The sequence below is a fragment of the Mesorhizobium sp. CA15 genome (assembly GCF_020165215.1).
Taxonomy (GTDB): domain Bacteria; phylum Pseudomonadota; class Alphaproteobacteria; order Rhizobiales; family Rhizobiaceae; genus Mesorhizobium.
This window is the reverse complement of sequence record NZ_JAIUHQ010000006.1, coordinates 277,824-293,938: the sequence shown is the minus strand read 5'-3', so window position 1 is coordinate 293,938 and position 16,115 is coordinate 277,824. Positions and strand designations below refer to the sequence as shown.

The 16,115-nt window shown below is 60.8% G+C and carries 16 protein-coding genes; 10 read left to right on the top strand and 6 right to left on the bottom strand.

Features of this window, described 5'->3' with window-relative positions; genetic code table 11:
- The 4 genes from LB515_RS13835 to LB515_RS13820 form a co-directional block, all read left to right on the top strand.
- On the top strand, positions 1-2,192 hold a 2,192-nt coding region (locus LB515_RS13835), incomplete at its 5' end, for a DUF5801 repeats-in-toxin domain-containing protein (protein WP_224708045.1).
- A 72-nt stretch (positions 2,193-2,264) separates the two neighbouring features.
- Positions 2,265-2,633: a hypothetical protein gene (locus LB515_RS13830; protein WP_224708044.1), complete on the top strand. Its 369-nt coding sequence runs from the start codon at positions 2,265-2,267 to the stop codon at positions 2,631-2,633.
- A gap of 254 nt (positions 2,634-2,887) precedes the next feature.
- Complete coding sequence (locus LB515_RS13825; protein ID WP_318012627.1) at positions 2,888-3,523, top strand: lytic transglycosylase domain-containing protein; 636 nt, start codon at positions 2,888-2,890, stop codon at positions 3,521-3,523.
- Between the two features lie 231 nt (positions 3,524-3,754).
- Positions 3,755-5,002, top strand: a complete 1,248-nt coding sequence (locus LB515_RS13820; protein WP_224708043.1) for an ABC transporter substrate-binding protein — start codon at positions 3,755-3,757, stop codon at positions 5,000-5,002.
- Between the two features lie 13 nt (positions 5,003-5,015).
- Here LB515_RS13820 and LB515_RS13815 read toward each other — a convergent pair whose 3' ends face one another.
- From LB515_RS13815 to LB515_RS13790, 6 genes are all read right to left on the bottom strand, one after another.
- The gene (locus LB515_RS13815) at positions 5,016-5,687 is read right to left on the bottom strand and encodes a methyltransferase family protein (protein ID WP_224611517.1); all 672 of its coding nucleotides are present in this window, start codon (positions 5,685-5,687) and stop codon (positions 5,016-5,018) included.
- Between the two features lie 301 nt (positions 5,688-5,988).
- The gene (locus tag LB515_RS13810; protein WP_224611515.1) at positions 5,989-6,534 is read right to left on the bottom strand and encodes a prepilin peptidase; all 546 of its coding nucleotides are present in this window, start codon (positions 6,532-6,534) and stop codon (positions 5,989-5,991) included.
- Positions 6,531-7,076, bottom strand: coding sequence for a tetratricopeptide repeat protein (locus LB515_RS13805; protein WP_224611509.1), 546 nt, complete (start codon positions 7,074-7,076; stop codon positions 6,531-6,533). The genes LB515_RS13810 and LB515_RS13805 overlap by 4 nt, the downstream gene beginning before the upstream one ends.
- Positions 7,077-7,129: 53 nt before the next feature.
- Entirely contained in the window at positions 7,130-7,960 is an 831-nt protein-coding gene (locus LB515_RS13800) for a type II secretion system F family protein (RefSeq protein WP_224611508.1), read from the bottom strand.
- 135 nt (positions 7,961-8,095) lie between these two features.
- Positions 8,096-9,067: a type II secretion system F family protein gene (locus LB515_RS13795; protein WP_224611507.1), complete on the bottom strand. Its 972-nt coding sequence runs from the start codon at positions 9,065-9,067 to the stop codon at positions 8,096-8,098.
- Positions 9,067-10,410: a CpaF family protein gene (locus tag LB515_RS13790; RefSeq protein ID WP_411966415.1), complete on the bottom strand. Its 1,344-nt coding sequence runs from the start codon at positions 10,408-10,410 to the stop codon at positions 9,067-9,069. Before LB515_RS13790 ends, LB515_RS13795 begins: the two co-directional genes overlap by 1 nt.
- Positions 10,411-10,945: 535 nt before the next feature.
- Between LB515_RS13790 and LB515_RS13785 the strand changes: the two genes are divergently transcribed.
- The 6 genes from LB515_RS13785 (at position 10,946) to LB515_RS13760 (ending at position 16,114) form a co-directional block, all read left to right on the top strand.
- Positions 10,946-11,155, top strand: coding sequence for a Flp family type IVb pilin (locus LB515_RS13785; RefSeq protein ID WP_224708042.1), 210 nt, complete (start codon positions 10,946-10,948; stop codon positions 11,153-11,155).
- A 109-nt stretch (positions 11,156-11,264) separates the two neighbouring features.
- A complete protein-coding gene (cpaB, locus tag LB515_RS13780; RefSeq protein ID WP_224611502.1) occupies positions 11,265-12,284 on the top strand; it encodes a Flp pilus assembly protein CpaB in 1,020 nt (339 codons plus the stop codon).
- Positions 12,285-12,337: 53 nt separating this feature from the next.
- Positions 12,338-13,783: a type II and III secretion system protein family protein gene (locus tag LB515_RS13775; protein ID WP_224708041.1), complete on the top strand. Its 1,446-nt coding sequence runs from the start codon at positions 12,338-12,340 to the stop codon at positions 13,781-13,783.
- A complete protein-coding gene (locus LB515_RS13770) occupies positions 13,770-14,063 on the top strand; it encodes a hypothetical protein (protein WP_224611499.1) in 294 nt (97 codons plus the stop codon). Before LB515_RS13775 ends, LB515_RS13770 begins: the two co-directional genes overlap by 14 nt.
- Positions 14,064-14,130: 67 nt before the next feature.
- Positions 14,131-15,585, top strand: a complete 1,455-nt coding sequence (locus LB515_RS13765) for a TadE/TadG family type IV pilus assembly protein (protein WP_224611497.1) — start codon at positions 14,131-14,133, stop codon at positions 15,583-15,585.
- Positions 15,586-15,589: 4 nt separating this feature from the next.
- Positions 15,590-16,114: a TadE/TadG family type IV pilus assembly protein gene (locus LB515_RS13760; RefSeq protein ID WP_224611495.1), complete on the top strand. Its 525-nt coding sequence runs from the start codon at positions 15,590-15,592 to the stop codon at positions 16,112-16,114.
- Position 16,115: the final 1 nt, after the last annotated feature.

Genomic DNA, 16,115 nt, shown 5'->3' with positions numbered 1-16,115 from the left:
GTCCGACGACGGACGGCGTGCTGAACCCGGCGATCATGACGGCGACGAGCGCTGCGGCGATCGTGACGCTGACCTCGGCCTACGGTGCCGACGGCGCCGGCACGACGGCCTATGCGCTATCGGTGACGAACGCGGCCTCCGGCCTGGCGACGGCGCAGGGCGACCATGCCATCACGCTGGTCCAGGTCGGCGCCACGGTGCAGGGCCAGTACAGCGATGCCGGCGGCACCCACACCGCCTTCACGGTGTCGGTCGCCTCGGACGGCAAGCTGACGGTGGTGCAGAACGTCGCGCTGGAACATCTGGTCGACGGCTCGACGGCCGCCGCCTACAACGACGCGCTCAATCTGGCGGGCAAGATCGCCGTGACGGCGACGGTGACGGATGCCGACGGCGACAGCGCCTCGACCGGCGCCATCGACATCGGCGGCGCGGTCACCTTCCTCGATGACGGCCCGACAGCAGTCTCGCCGGACTACGCGGTGCTGTCGAATAGCGCGGGCGCTCCGGTTACGTTTGCTCTGGATGTAGACCACTCGCTGTCCAACAACTACGGAGCGGATGGTGCCGGCACGGCGATTTTCGCGGCGTCTCTCGATGGCGCGGACAGCGGCCTGACTTCGGGCGGCGCCCACATCATCTACGATGTATCTGCGGACGGTCATACCCTGTACGGAAATGCTAACGGCCTGGCGGTGTTCACCGTCACCCTCGACCCCCAGAGTGCCAGCTATTCCGTTGACATGAATGGAACGGTCGACAGCCTGACGCAAGTGACGTTCTCTAACGGGACGTATGATTTCGACGGCGGTAACGGCGCCTGGGCCGGCTTCGTGCCCAATGGTCAGAAGAACTCCGGTGCCCCGGTCGACGATAATTCGCAGGACGTGCTTTTCACGCCTTTCGGCACCGGCACGACCATCAACGGGAACGCGAACTCCTTCGGCGTCGGCGGCGGCGCCGGCGGGCAGAACATCGGTGCGGGCGAAGGCATCCGGGTGGACTTTGTCCAGGATTTGACCGGCAACACGATGGGAGCCGGCGGATATGGCGTCCTCGCCAACCGCGACCACGTGTTCGATAACCACTATACCGCCAACGGCGCCACTTTCACCTTTGGCGACGGAAACACCAACACCGTTCTTCAAATCACGGCGAAGGACGACAACGCCACGACGGGTACCGACAACAACAAGGTCGTTGGGGATGGTGCGCTCGATTCGGTCACGTCGGTCGCGATCGCGTATGACGGGCAGACGCAGATCGTCGATTTCGCGACCATCGGCACCAACGCAACGACATACACGGTTGGCAGTCCGGGTGGGCTGACGGACAGAACCTACACGGTTCACTTCGTCGATGTGGATCCCACCGCCGCAGTTCATTATGCCGCTCAGATAACAGGTATAATGGACGACCATGTTTCCGTCTCAACGTTCACGGCCGACGGCTACAACAGTCTGGAATTGTTGAACACGAGCGGCGACGACTTCGCCATCACCGGGTTCGGCGCAGCCGTTCAGAGCACCAACCCCGTCAACTTCAATCTGCCGATCCAGATCGTGGACGCGGACGGTGACCTGGCGACAAGTCTGATCGGCGTGACGCTGAGCGGGAACCCGATTGCGGATCACTCGGCGGACGCCGCCGGCGCTTCGCATATCTACACGTCGACGGCGGCGGCGCCCGATATCATCGGGTCTGCTTTCGACGACACCATCACCGGCAACGATGTCGGGAACATGCTGTATGGTGGAGCCGGAGTCGACAATTTGAGTGGAGCGGGCGGCAACGACACGCTCGTCGGCGGCGCCGGCAACGATACGCTCAATGGCGGGTCCGGCAACGATCTCCTCGTCGGCGGCGCTGGCCAGGACGCGCTGACAGGCGGCACCGGCGCCGATACGTTCAGGCTCGACCACCTCGACATCAAGGATCTCATCACCGATTACAGTGGCGCCGAAGGCGACAAGATCGACTTGTCTTCGCTGTTCGAGACAGCACCGGGAGGCAACATCGCCGACTACGTGCATTATGACGCTGGCACAAAGACGCTGAGTGTCGACACCAACGGCACGGCCGGCGGCACCAACTTCGTAGATGTGGCCCAGCTGACGAACGGACCTGCCGCCGGAACGATCAACATCCTTTACGACGACACGAACCACGCACAGCACACGGCCACCATTTAGCACTTATGCGCTACCACGCTTCCATGCTAAACATCAGCAAAGCATGAATTCGCAATTCGGAGAGGGGTTTACATGAAACATTCCGTAAGATTGCTGGCTTCGGCCGCGGCGCTGTTGGTGGCAGGGTCGACTGGGTTCGCCGCTGACATCATCGGCGAGCCGGCGGTGAATTATTGCCGCACTGTGGGCACGTCGGACTTGGTGCTGACCGACAACATGGTCGAGCTCAAGGAGCATGTGGTGAAGCTGATGGACGAATCGGTCGCCGTCGCCAACAGCCCGGAATGGATCAACTCGTCGCGTCCCGCCTTCGTCTGGGCTTCGGAAGCCAAGGTCGCCTGCGGCATGGCCTATGGCTACCTCAAGACGAACTACAAGGACGAAGACACGCTCAACAAATGCGAGTGCTTCCACGACCGCATGGTCGAGTACATGCACTGAGCTGACGGGCAAGCGGACGCCGGCTGGCTGCAATGGTGGCCGACGGAGAACCGGCGAAGGCGATCGCGCTGGACCGGTCCGCCGTTTCACCGAAACGGCGAAACGGTCCATCTCTTTGTCTTGACGCAAGTGCGAGCGGAAAACCGCTGCGCAGTGTTCTTGGAGTTGCCCTGGCGGTCGCCTTGCTCGGCCTGGGGCAAACACCTGTCCACGCCAACTGGCTGGAACGACCGCAACCGTCGGGGACGCAGCCTGTGCGCTGCGACGCGGCGCCCGAGCGGACGCGCGCGACATTCAAGGCATTCGCCACCTGCCATGCGTCGCTCTACGGCCTCGAGCCGGTGCTGGCGCATGCGGTGATGGAGATCGAAAGCGGCTTCGATCCCGGCGTGCGCGGCGCCGACGGCGAGATCGGCCTGATGCAGGTCATGCCGGCAACGGCGCGGATGCTCGGCTTTCGCGGCTCGCTCGAGGAGCTCGGCGAGCCGGCCACCAACATCGCGCTCGGCGTCAGATATCTGGCGCAGGCAAACAGGCTCGCCGCGGGCGATCTTTGCACCACCGTGATGAAATACCGGGCCGGACACGGCGAGACCCGCTTCTCTGTCCGCTCTGTCGACTACTGCCGGCGCGCACGCGCGATCCTGGCACGGGAAGGCCTCGACGCGACCGGGCCGCTGCCGGTGGCGACGATCGGATTCTCCGACGTCTCGACGATCGGCTTCTCCGACATCTCGATTGTCGGCTTGCCCGCCGCCGGCGAGGAGAAACGCGTCTGCGTGCGACGATCGTTCGTGCCGGGGCCGCGCTACATGAAATGCGCCGACTATCGCAGCCCGGCGCAAGCAAGGACGATACAGGCGCTGAGAGCGCGGCTGTTCGACGGCTGAAGCCATGATGCAAGAATCGCGGGACGGCCGGGCAGGCAAACGTTAAGAGAAGTGAAGGCGGACCGGGGCGAATACTGGCGGCAGATGGGATGGAAGCATCAAATGAAATGTGAGCGGCACGATCCGGACCTGAAGCGCGCCGCGCCGAAACGAATCGTTGCGGCGCGCTTCAGGTCTTTGTCAGATGCATGTCGTCTCCCCAAAACCGGGACCACTTTTGGGCGACATGCATTGGGGGCTCTCGCTCTCGGGCTCGTCGCGACGCTGTGCGCATGCCAGTCCAAGAGCGGCGCGTCGGACGTGCTCGATCCGTCGGCGATAGCGGCACCCGCCGGCCAGGCGGGCGCGCCCGCGGCGCCCGCCCAGCAGGCAAGCGGCCAGGCCTTGGGCAGTGCGGCCTTGGCCAGCGCGACCTCGGCCGGCCCGGCCTCGGCCGCCGCCGCCAAGGCCCAGCTGACGCTCGGCACGGGGCCGACCAAGGTGGCCATGCTGCTGCCGCTTTCGGCGCCCGGAAGCACGGGCGAGACCGGCCGGAAAATGTATGACGGCGCGCGCCTCGCAATGGCCGATCTCGGCGACAAGCTTCTGACGCTGACGATCGAGGACACGCGCGGCGACAGCGGCTACGCGAAGGAGCTCGCGGTGAAGGCGATCACCTCGGGCACGGCGAAGGCGGTCATCGGGCCGTCCGAGCTTGCGGCCGCTCAGCACCTTGCCAAGCTCTCCGGCTCCAAGCGGCCGCCGGTGCTGGCGCTGGCCGACAATTTCGCCGGCGGCCCCGGCGTCTATTCCGTGCGGCTCGGCGAAGCCGATAGCGCTGCGGCGGGCGCGGCGGCGGTCGCCGCCAAGGGCGCCAGGAAATTCGTGCTGCTGGTGCCATCGGGCGCGGACTCGGGCCCGATTGAATCCCGGGTGGCCAACGCGCTCAGCATCTATGGCGCCACGCTTGCGGTGACCCTGCCCTATTCGGCGAGCGACGGCGGCGCCAAGGTGGTGTCCGACATGGGCTCGCTGGTCGAGGCGCCTGACGCCGTGGTCGTCGCCTGCGGCGACGGCAGCCCTGTCGCCGTGCTCGCGGCGCTGAAGGCCAAAGGCATTCCGGGCAAGGCGGTGACGCTGGTCGGCACCGACCGTTGGCTCGAGCACCCGATGGATCCGCTCTACGAAGGCGCCTATGTCGCGACGCTCGACCAGAGCGAGATCGGCCCGATCGCCGACCGCTTCAAGGCGACCTACAACTACCAGCCGGACGTCAACGTGGCCTATGCCTACGACGTGGTGGCGCTGAGCGCGGGCATCGCGAGCTCCGCCGGCCCGGACGGCTTCAGCAAGCAGGTGCTGGAAAACACCCGCGGCTTCCGCGGCTCAACCGGCCTGTTCCGCTTCCGCGCCGACGGCTCGAGCCAGAGGTCGATGCCTTTTTTCAGGGTGGAGAAGGGTCAGCTTAAGCTGGTGGAGAAGTCGACGTCGGGGTTTTAGGGGGCGTCGTGGGTCAGTTATCTCGAGAAGATACAGCATGGGGAGCAGAAAATAGCCGCGGCAACAGCATTGGCACCCGCCGGGCATAGTCATCATATTCGGGAAACGTCTGCCGCAGGATCGCTTCTTCGTTTCTAGCGCGGCGGTACTGCAACGAGAACTGCAGTATGCCCAAGGCAACCATTAGCTCCGAAAAATGCGAAACGATCATCCCGATCACGAAAACAGCCTCGCAGATGTAAAGCGGATGGCGGACAACGGAATATGGGCCGGTGGTAACCAGGCGGCGAGCCGTAGCCATGAGAGAAAAGGACCGCCCGAGCCAATTAAGACAGAAAATTGAACTCGACGTGCCAATGAAAATTAAGCAAAGAGCGGTTACTTGCGCAGCTCCACTTTCCACAGGACGTGTCAGAACCATTGCCAGCAGTATCAGGAACGTTCCGGCCACCGAAGTAACCCTCGGTTCGATTCCTCGCGCAGTTGCCTGCGCCGGAAGCCGGCTGATCGTCATGATCAGTTGCAGCAACAGAAACACTGTCGATGCGAGTTGAGTAACCACTGCCAGAGTGATTGCCGAAGTGTCGTGGCGGAAATAAAGGAACAGCGGAATCGCGCTGGACGTCGCCAAGAACGTCATGACGACAATGACGGCGATACGCCCAAAGAAGTCCTCATTTAACATTCCTGTCGCCCCTCCCCAAGAGGCCATTCAAGCAGCACTTCATCGTCGGGACAAGGAAATGGTTTCCAGAGAGTTAATGGCTTTTCCGCATGCACCTCTAATTAACCTTGTCAGCCTATCCTCGAGGAATGCCGAACGGTCTTTCCCTGCTTCGAATCCTGGCTCCGACCATGGCGACCATTTCGGTACTCACGCTGATCGCGCTTAATCCGCACAGCGCTACGTTTGCAATTTGGGCGATGTTGCCTATGAATGCGGCCGGATGGCCTGCGCTTCATACAGCAAAGTCGCCAAGCGCGATTCAGTTAAGCTGCTCCAATATTCCGGAACTGGTTGCCACCACTAGCGCGTGATACATCTGCAACCCTATCGCGCAGATGGCGGCCCCGGAGATCGGCACACCAAACGGCACGATGCCTTTGCGGCCCATGTGCTGGACATAATGGCGAAACATCCCGGCCGGCAGCAAAAAGGGATTCTTGACCACGGCAGCCGTAGCGACAGCGAAAACCAGCAGCAACACAGAAAAGACAGCGAGATTGCTGCCGCCAATCAGAAACGGCGTGACGCTCATCAGCTTCACGTCGCCGGCGCCGACCTTGTGCAAGAGCCAGAACGGAAAGAGTGCAAGAAACAGCGCGACGCCGCCAAAAGCGCTGATGCCCATTTCCAGCCACGAGTGGGTTTGCAAGGACTGGAACTGCAGCGCCCCGAGCCCGAGACAGAGCAACAGCAGCACGGCGCGGTTAGTAATCTTCTGCGTGGTGAAATCAGTCCAGGCAATTCTTGCCAAAAGCAGGATTGCCAACGCCTTGAACACAAGCGACGCGGCGAGCAAAAGACTCATGACCGCTCAATGTTCCGCACGCTGGATGACAGCAGCTTCAGATTGTTGGCCACTGTCGGATCATTGGGCGCCAGTTCATAGGCTTTGAGAAAGTTGCTACGCGCGTCCTGCAGCTTGCCGCGCAGCAGATAGGAATAGCCGAGATTGTTGTAATATTCCGGCGTTGCGCCAAGCAGCCGGTAGGCCCGGCCATAGGCCATGTCGGCAAGATCGAAACGGCGGATGCGATCGCACGAGGCGGCGAGACCAAGCCAGGCGACGCCGTCATTCGGCGCGAGCCGGGTTGCCTTATAGAACAAGGCGCCGGCATTGCCGTAATTTTCGGAACGGAACTGGGTCTTGGCCTCGGTGATCGCCTGGTCCGACGCGTAGTAGTCGACGTCGCTGATCGTCTTCAGCCCGTCGAAGGTGTCGCCGAAGGCGGTGTAGTCGCCTTTGGCGGGCTCATTGGTGCGCACGACGCCGCCGGTGGAATCGTGGGTCTGGCAACCGGCCAGGAAGATCAGCAGCAGGCTGGTCGCGACTGCGAGGCGCTTTATCATTGTGTGTTCCCACGAGTCCCCGACTCTATTTTAGAAGAGAAACATATGACCGACTAGAAGAAAATGCCCTTCATGCGGATGATCACCGGCAACATGACGACCATCATCACCACCGGGAAAATGCAGAGGCCAAGCGGTATCATCATCTTAACGGGCAAGGCGTTGGCGCGCTCTTCGGCCTGCAATATGCGCTGACCGCGCATCTCGGCGCTGTAGACGCGCAGGGCGTCAGTGAGACTGGTGCCCAGCTCTTCCGATTGGCGGAACAGCACAGCCAATGCCTTTGCTTCGTCGAGACCGATGCGATCGGAGAGTTCGCGCAAGGTCTCGCGCAGTGGCTTGCCCGCTCGCAACTGCAGATTCATGATCGAGAGCTGGATGCCGAGCCATTTGTGCGTTCCGGCCATTTCCTGGCTGACTCGTTCGACCGCCGCCTCCAGGCTCATGCCAGCATCGGCGCAGGTGATCATCATGTCCATGAAATCGGGAAAGGCGCGACGATAGACCTGCTTCTGGGCGTTTTCGAAACGATCGAGCATGATGGCTGGGATAACGATGCAGCCGAGGCCGATCAGGCTCGCCCCCCCGAAAGCGAAGAAGCCTGGCAATTTCGGCGGCAATACCTTCGACAGGAGGGCGTACATAAGCAGAAAGCCTATGGCGACGGCGCCCAGCCGGCAAAGTGTGTAGATGAGAGGCGCGCTCGCGTGATAAAAGCCGGCACGAAAGAGCTTTGCCTCCAGAGCGTTCGGCTCCTTGCGTTCCTTCTCGATCGACTTGAAATAGGCATCGACCGGCTTTTGGGCGGCGACCTTGGCAAGATGGTCTTGTCCCAGGATCGAGCGCCGATCCACGGGCCCGTCGCCGACGAGACTTCCTGTCACCAGCCTGCGCGTTTGCATCGCGGGCATGAACACCAACGCGGCGAACAGGAATAACGCCACCGCCGCCGCGAAGACGGCGAGGGAGAGCAGAAAGGTCAGGTAGTCGGTGTTCGATAGCAGGCTGATGGCTCGCTCCTAGAAGTCGAAAGTGACCATGCGATACATGATAAAGTCACCTAAAATGGCCCATAGTCCAAAAGTCAGAAAAACCGGAAATACGACTGGATTCCCCCAAATCTGCCCGTAGTATGACGGCGCAATAAGTTGCAGTATCAGGAACATCACGACAGGAAACAGCGAGATAATCCACGCGGATGCGCGGCCTTCGGCCGAAAGCGCCCTGATTTTTAATCTCAACTTCTGCCGTTCGCGCAGTACAGACGAGAGGTTCGCAAGGATCTCTGTGAGGTTGCCGCCCGTCTTGGCCTGGATCGAGAGCGAGACAGACAGCAGATGAAGTCCCTCGAAGCCGACCCGCTCCGACAGTTTCCGCACCGCTTGCTCCATACTCAGCCCGAAGGTGATCTCGTCAGAGACGATGCCGAATTCCGTGCCGAGCGGATCAGGCATTTCGCGGGCGACGAGGCCGATCGCGACGGAGGCCGGGTGGCCGGCGCGAAGCGAACGGACGATCATGTCGAGCGCATCGGGCAATTGCCTGGCGAATTTCAGGATTCGCTTTTTGCAGGCGCGACGCAGGATGAGAAGCGGCAACAAAAAGCCCACTACCAGGAAGACGAGGAGCGCCTCCAGTGCCGAAAGATTGATCAGGAACCAAAGAAGCAACGCCAGTGCCAAACCGGCAAGAAGGAAAGACGCCGCAAAGGTCATCGGGTTGCCGGTGATACCCGACTGAGTGTATAGCCGGTTCAACCAGACAAAACCGGAGATGAAATCTCCTGAATCGGTCAGGCCGCGCTCGCGCAGCAAACGTTGCAGGGTACGTTCCGCCGGCGCGTCATCGGAGAGGCGGCGAAGCCGGTGATTGACCGCGACCCGGCGCGAGCGCCGACCGGCAAGCGAAAGATAGAAGGCTTCGCCGACAAGAATGACGGAGGCCGCCGCGACCGCGTAGATGAAATAGAGCAGTGCCTGTCCGGTCAGCATCACAAGGCAACCTGGGGATTGAACGCATCCTTGGCAAAATGAAGGCCGAGCGTGGCGGCCTCAGGGGCAAAGCGCGGGCGCACGCCGGTGGCGCGGAAATCGCCGATGATCGTCCCATCGGCGACAACATCGCGCCTGACGAAATGATAGATTTCCTGCAGCTGCACGACATTGCCTTCCATGCCGGTGATCTCCGCGATGGAGACGACACGCCGGCCGCCATCGGCAAGGCGCTGGGTCTGGACAATAATGTCGATGGCCGAGGCGATCTGGGCACGGATCGAATCATGCGTCATAGGCAGACCGGCCATGCCGACCATCTGCTCCAGGCGCGAAATGGCGTCGCGCGGCGTGTTGGCGTGGATGGTTGTCATCGAGCCTTCGTGGCCGGTGTTCATGGCCTGCAACATGTCGAAGGCTTCCTCGCCGCGCACTTCGCCGACGATGATGCGGTCGGGGCGCATGCGCAGCGCGTTCTTGACCAGCTCGCGCTGGCGGATCTCACCCTTGCCCTCGACATTGGGAGGACGCGTTTCCAGCCGGCCGACATGCGGCTGCTGCAGTTGTAGCTCAGCCGCGTCCTCGATGGTGACTAGGCGCTCCCTGGCCGGGATGTAGCTCGACAGCGCGTTGAGCAGCGTCGTCTTGCCGCTGCCGGTGCCGCCGGAAACCAGGATCGACTTGCGCGCCTGCACCGCGATCCTGAGCATGTCGATCATCGGCTGGCGGATCGAATTGAACGCCATCAGGCGTTCCAATGAATAAGGGTTCTTCGAGAATTTGCGTATCGAGACCAGCGGGCCGTCGATCGAAACCGGCCGCACGGCGATGTTGACGCGCGAGCCGTCCGCCAGGCGCGCATCCGCCATCGGCGCGGATTCATCCACGCGGCGACCAATGGCCGAGACGATCTTGTTGATGATCCTCAGCAGATGCACCTCGTCGCGGAACCGGATAGCGGTTTCCTCGATCATGCCGCGACGCTCGATGAAGACACGCTCATGGGTGTTGATCATGATGTCGGTAATCGAGTCGTCCTTGAGCAGGGGCTCGATCGGACCGAGCCCCAGCATCTCGTCGGCGGTGTCGCTGGTCAGCTGATCGAGCTCGCGGGCGTTCAACGGTACGTTCCGGCCGCGCACGAACTCGCGCACGATCGGCCGAATCTCATTGAGGATCTCGTCCTTCGACGCGCTTTCCAGCGCCGTCAGGTTAAAGCGGTCGATGAGATGACGATGCAGCTCGACTTTAAGAGTCAGAAAATCATCGCCCTGTGGCTCGGCTTCGACCGCGGGAGCGGTAGCCGCCCCATTCGACGCGATGACGACTGGCGCCAGTGGCATCTTCTGTTCGTTCGGCCCTTTGATGAAGCGACCCAACATGCCGCTTACCCCCTTATCTTTTCCCCAAATGGAAACTAAGCGTTAACCACGAGAGGCACAAGCGGCCTGCAAGCCACAGAGCGTATATTACTTGCGACATAGTTAAGAGATGAGGAACGGGGAAATCGTTTTATTTTCCCCTGCGTTCCGTGCACCGACTAAAGTCCTACGACCTTTGTCAATATGCATGCGACATTGGTCGATAAGCCGCTAGATATACTGAGATATGCATTATTTCTAATGTGGCAACCGAGGGGTATGGCTGCGGCGGAATTGTGAACGAATGGTTAAGATCACTTGAAAAACGAGGCGAATCAAGCTGTTGTGAAAATTCAAAAAGCGTTTGAACGAGTATTGAAAGGTTAAGGGACTGTTAATCCGTTTGACACTGCTTTTTCGCGCGACCTAGGATTGAACGTGACGGGGGATGCTTGGGTATGGGGTTCATCCTTGGCTCTGTCTCGTCGGGTTCAAACCTCCAAAGGGAGAAATTGGCATGAAGAAGCTCATGACGATGGCCCGGCAGTTCCGCGACGAAGAAAACGGCGCTGCTATGGTCGAATATTCGATTCTGATCGGTATCATCACGGCAGCAGCGATCACGTTGATCGTTGGCGTAGGTGCCTATGTGACCGACGCTTGGCAAACCCTCTGCACCGCCTTGGGTAGGACAGGCGCTGGCTGCACGGCGGCGGCGGCGGGTTGAACAAACTGCTGGAGAGCGTTGTGTCCGGGCCTCTCCGGCTTGAAGATTTGTACCAGGCCCAAATTACCTGGGCCTGGTACAAACCGTAGTTGGGCTGGGGCTTGGGTAAATGCGCGCCAATACACTCATTATGATCGTGCTCGCCGGTATATTCGGCGTCCTGGCGGTCGTGCTGATCAACATCTGGCTGGCCGGTCAGCGCAACGCAATGGCGCAGTCGAACGGCGTGCAAGCAAGCACCGTTGTCGTTGCAGCCATGCCGCTGAAATTCGGCGACGCGCTGAGCACCGACAACTTGCGCGAAATTGCATGGCCGGCGGGAGCCGTGCCAGCAGGCGCATTCAAGACAATCAAGGAAGCGATGGCCGGCAACGGATCGCGCCAGGCGCTGCAATCGATCAGCGCCAATGAACCTATTCTCGCCGCCAAGATCACCGGGCCGGGCCAGCGGGCCACGCTGTCGGCAGTGCTCGCCGAGGGCATGAAAGCAGTTTCCATCCGCGTGAACGACGTGCTCGGCGTCGCAGGATTTGTCTTTCCTGGCGACAGGGTCGACGTTTTGTTGACACGGAACGTTCGAGGCGACGACGGCGCCGACAGAAGCTTCGTCGACGTGCTGCTGCAGAGCGTGAAGGTGCTTGCCGTCGATCAGGTCGCCGACGAGAGCAAGGATGCCCCGCAGGTCGTGAAAGCCGTCACGGTCGAAGTCAGCACCAAGGACGCGCAGAAGCTGACACTCGCGGCGGGCGCCGGCCAATTGTCATTGGCTTTGCGCCAGGCTGCAGGCAGCAAGGGTGAGGCGAATGAGAGGGTCACGCTGGCGGATCTAACCGCCGACACGCCTGAGGATGTCGCCAAGCGCCAGGCCGAGCTGGATAGGCAGGCTGCGGAGGAAGCGGCGCGCAAACAGGCCGACCAAAGGATTGACGGCCTCGCCAAGGCGGTGGAACGTGTCGGCAGTCAACTCGATCAGTTGAGCAAGGCAAAGCCCGCTCCGGCAGTCGCCACGGCGCCGCAACCGGTGAAGGAAGTCGTCAAATACGTTCAACCGGAGCCGCCCAAGCTGGCAACGGTCGGAGTGTTCCGGGGCGTCAAGCTGGAATCATACGAAGTGCCGCGACAAGACTGACGAGGGTCGGCGCGGCGGAGGCTGCCCTGGAGCAGCGAGTGGGGAGACGGGGAATGAAGGGGTTTTGGGTAAGGATGGCGGCGGCCGCGCTATCCGTGTTGGGCGTATCGGCGATCTCCGGCCATCCGGCTGCGGCGGCTGACCGCTTCATCGACGTGTCGAGCCCGTCGCTGCATCGCGTGTTCGTCCCCGTTTCCCAATCCGCCACGATCCAGGTGAACGCCACTTTGGGCGACATCGTGGTCGGCGACGAGAAGATCGCCGACGCGCAGCCAATGACCGACAAGACGCTCTACATCATCGGCAAGAGCGTCGGCACCACCACCGTCAATCTGTTTTCCGAGGACAAGCGCTCGCTGGGCGCCATCCAGATCGAGGTCGGCCAGGATGTCAGCGACATGGCGGTAGCCATTCGCCAGGTGGCACCCAAGGCTCGGATCGAGATCGGTTCCATCAACGGCAAGGTCAGACTTTCGGGCCATGTCAAGGATGCCGCAACGTTGGCATCCATTGTAGAAGTCACCCAGCAATACGGGCCAGACTCCATCATCAATGCCGTCACCATTGACGACAGCGAACAGGTCAATCTTTCGGTGCGCATCCTGGAGGCCAAGCGGAATGCAGGCCGCGATCTCGGGGTGTCCATCAGGAGCACGAACAGCCGCGGCACGACGCTAACGGGCACGGGCGTTGCGGCAGTTGATAAGGACAAAGTCGTGCTTGGGTCTGGCGACCTTGTCAGCGGGCTGCTGTCCACAGCGAGCCCATTTGGAGCATTGATTACCCGCGTGATCGACAGCAACGTCAAGGTCGATCTCATCATTGAAGCGTTGGAGTCGAAAGGCGTTGTGCGCCTGCTGGCCGAACCAAACCTCACCACGGTTTCCGGCGAGACAGCTAGCTTCAACGCCGGCGGCGAAGTGCCGATCCGCAGCGTCAACAGCCAGGGCGAAATCGAAATCCAGTTCAAGCAATTCGGTGTCAACCTGAACTTCACGCCGGTCGTTCTCGACGATGGCAAGATCCACATCAAGCTCGCGCCGGAGGTCAGCGACCTCACCGGCTTTACGCCTGCGGGCGACCCTATTTTCACCAACCGGAAGTTGGCAACAGTGGTCGATTTGCGCGACGGCCAGAGCTTCGCGGTCGGGGGCCTGCTTTCCAGCAAGAACACCAGGCTGCAGGACCAGGTGCCGTGGCTCGGCCAGGTGCCGATCATCGGCGCGCTGTTTCACAATTCGAGCACGCAGAAGGAAGAGACCGAGCTGGTCGTCATCGTCACCCCGCATCTCGTGCGGCCGGTGAGGCCTGGCGAGCAACTGGCGACGCCTTTCGACAAGACGAGACCGGCCAACGATCCGGAGCTCATGCTGCTCGGCCAGCTCGAAGTCAACAAGGACATGATCCGCATGTACGAGCATGGCGAAGGCGTCACCGGGCCCTATGGCCACATGCTGGATGTGAAATCGAAGGACAAGCTGGTCTATGTCAAGAAATAAGCTCCTGCTCGTCCTTCTCGCCACCGGCCTGCTTGCGGGCTGCGCGGCCGACTATCTGAACAATTACGACACGATGACGCTGGCTGCCGGCGACTCGCAGAAGGCCAATCAGCTGCTGCAGACGGTCGATCCGTATAACCCGGCTTCCAACAATACCAAGATCGAAGGCGACGGCGCGCGGTCCGTCGCTGTCGTGCAGAAATACAAGCTGCCGCCAAGCACGACCGCGCCGGCGACAAACATGACGGTCAATGTCGGCCCGACTGGCACGACGCAGTGAATTGAGCAGAAGGATGCGGCGCCGGGCGCGCGAGGACGCCTGGCACGAATGGAACAGAGAGTAGATCATGTTGAGGACCATTCGTGAATTCCGGGACGATCAGCGCGGCATAGCGATGATCCTCGTCACTATCATGCTGCCAGTGCTTATCGGCTTTGCGCTCCTGGTCATCGACATGAGTCGGGCCAACAGCTTGCACAACGATCTGCAGAAGGGCGCCGATGCGTTCGCGCTGGCTGGAGCTGCGGAACTCGATGGGCGAGTGGATGCGCTAACTCGCGCTAACCGCGCCATTCTCAATCTCGTTCAGAATACTTATCGCTTCTCCACCCAAAACACTCAGCAGACATTGACTGCTACAAACACTGACACCAGCAGCATTACGTGGCGCTACCTGAGCGGCATACCAGCCAATGACAGCGATCCTATTCTCGATGCGAGCGTAACAACCGATCCGGCTGCAGCGCGCTTTGTCCAGGTCACCGTCAAGCCAGTCGGGTTTGCGACCATTTTTCCAGCATCGTTCCTGACCGGAAGCAATGCCAGCAACGGCATGAGCATCGGATCGACTGCGGTAGCTGGAAACGCCGGCACCACGGTGTGCTCGATGGTGCCGGTGTTCATCTGCAATCCTTTCCCCGGTCAGGATCTAAACCAGATCGCGAACTCGGCAAGCCTTTTGAAGAAGAGCCTCAAGCTTGTTGTGGGCGGCTCCTCATGGGGCCCGGGTAATTTCGGTTTTCTGCGGCCAAGCGACGGCCACGGCTACGGCGAAAGCGACCTGGCAAACGATGTTGCCATCGGTCAAGTGCCTGAATGCGTGAACACTAGGCTCATCTATACGCAGACCGGCAACTTGACGACCAAGGTTACCAATGCGTTCAACACCCGCTTCGACCTGTTTCCGAACGGCGCTAACAGCTTCCCATCGAAAAACGACAGCCGGTGGCCGCCCGCGCCCAATGTGCGAAAAGGCTACAAAACGACGGGCGGCTGCAACAGCACCTTGCAGACCGATACTACAAAGTTCCGCGGACTGACTCCCGACCTGCAGTTCAACGGGCAGATCGGCAACGGGTTGTGGGATTATAACGGCTATGTCAGCGCCAACAATCTGGCTGCCGGCCTTGCTGGCTTCAAGGACGCCAACAACAACGCCTACAGCAACACCAACCCGCCATCACGCTACGATCTCTACAAATACGAAAATGATCCTTCTCATAATCTTGTAGGCACCGCATCAAAAGGCGGAGAGACGGGCACGCCGTCCTGTGCCTCGACAACGGGCAGCGCCAGCCGGCGTCTGTTCCAGGCAGCAATCGTGGATTGCAGCTCGCAAGCCGTTCTCAATCAGCTCAACGGACAAAGCGGCGCCGTGCCGGCGATGGGCTTTGCGAGCCTATTCTTGACCCAGCCGATCGACAGCGGCGCCGTCATGGCGGAGATCGTGGACATCAACGGCACGCTTGGCCGCGGCACCCTGTCTTCGGTGGTGCGGACCGAAGTACAGCTTTATAGGTGATGCGATGCTTGCCGCCTTGGGCCTAGTTCTGCGCAGGTTCGGCCTTGAGGAGAAGGGCACAGCTCTCGTCGAGATGACGCTGATCACGCCGCTCATGATCAGCCTTTCGGCCGGCGTGTTCGAATTTGGCAATCTTCTCCACAAGAAATTGCTGATTGAAGCCGGACTCAACGATGGGGCTCGCTTCGCGGCGCGCTGCAATCAGACGCTCAATCCGTCGGTGAACTGTGCTACATACGCACGCAACATCGCCGCCACGGGAACCTATGATTGCGGCGGCAACTGCAATGTCTCCGGCAGGGTTTCGGGTTGGTTGCCGTCAACGGTTACCGTCAATCTCAACTATCTTGTCATTCCTGTGACAACAGACACCAACGGGTTGCAGAACTACAGCAGTTCGACTTCGAACGTTAGGGTGGTGCAGCTCTCTACTTCTTTCAGCTATACCGGTGTTTCTTTGCTGAACTATCTCGGGTTAGGACCGATCACCCTTTCCGCTGCCCATCAAGAACGTTACATCGGGTCCTGAA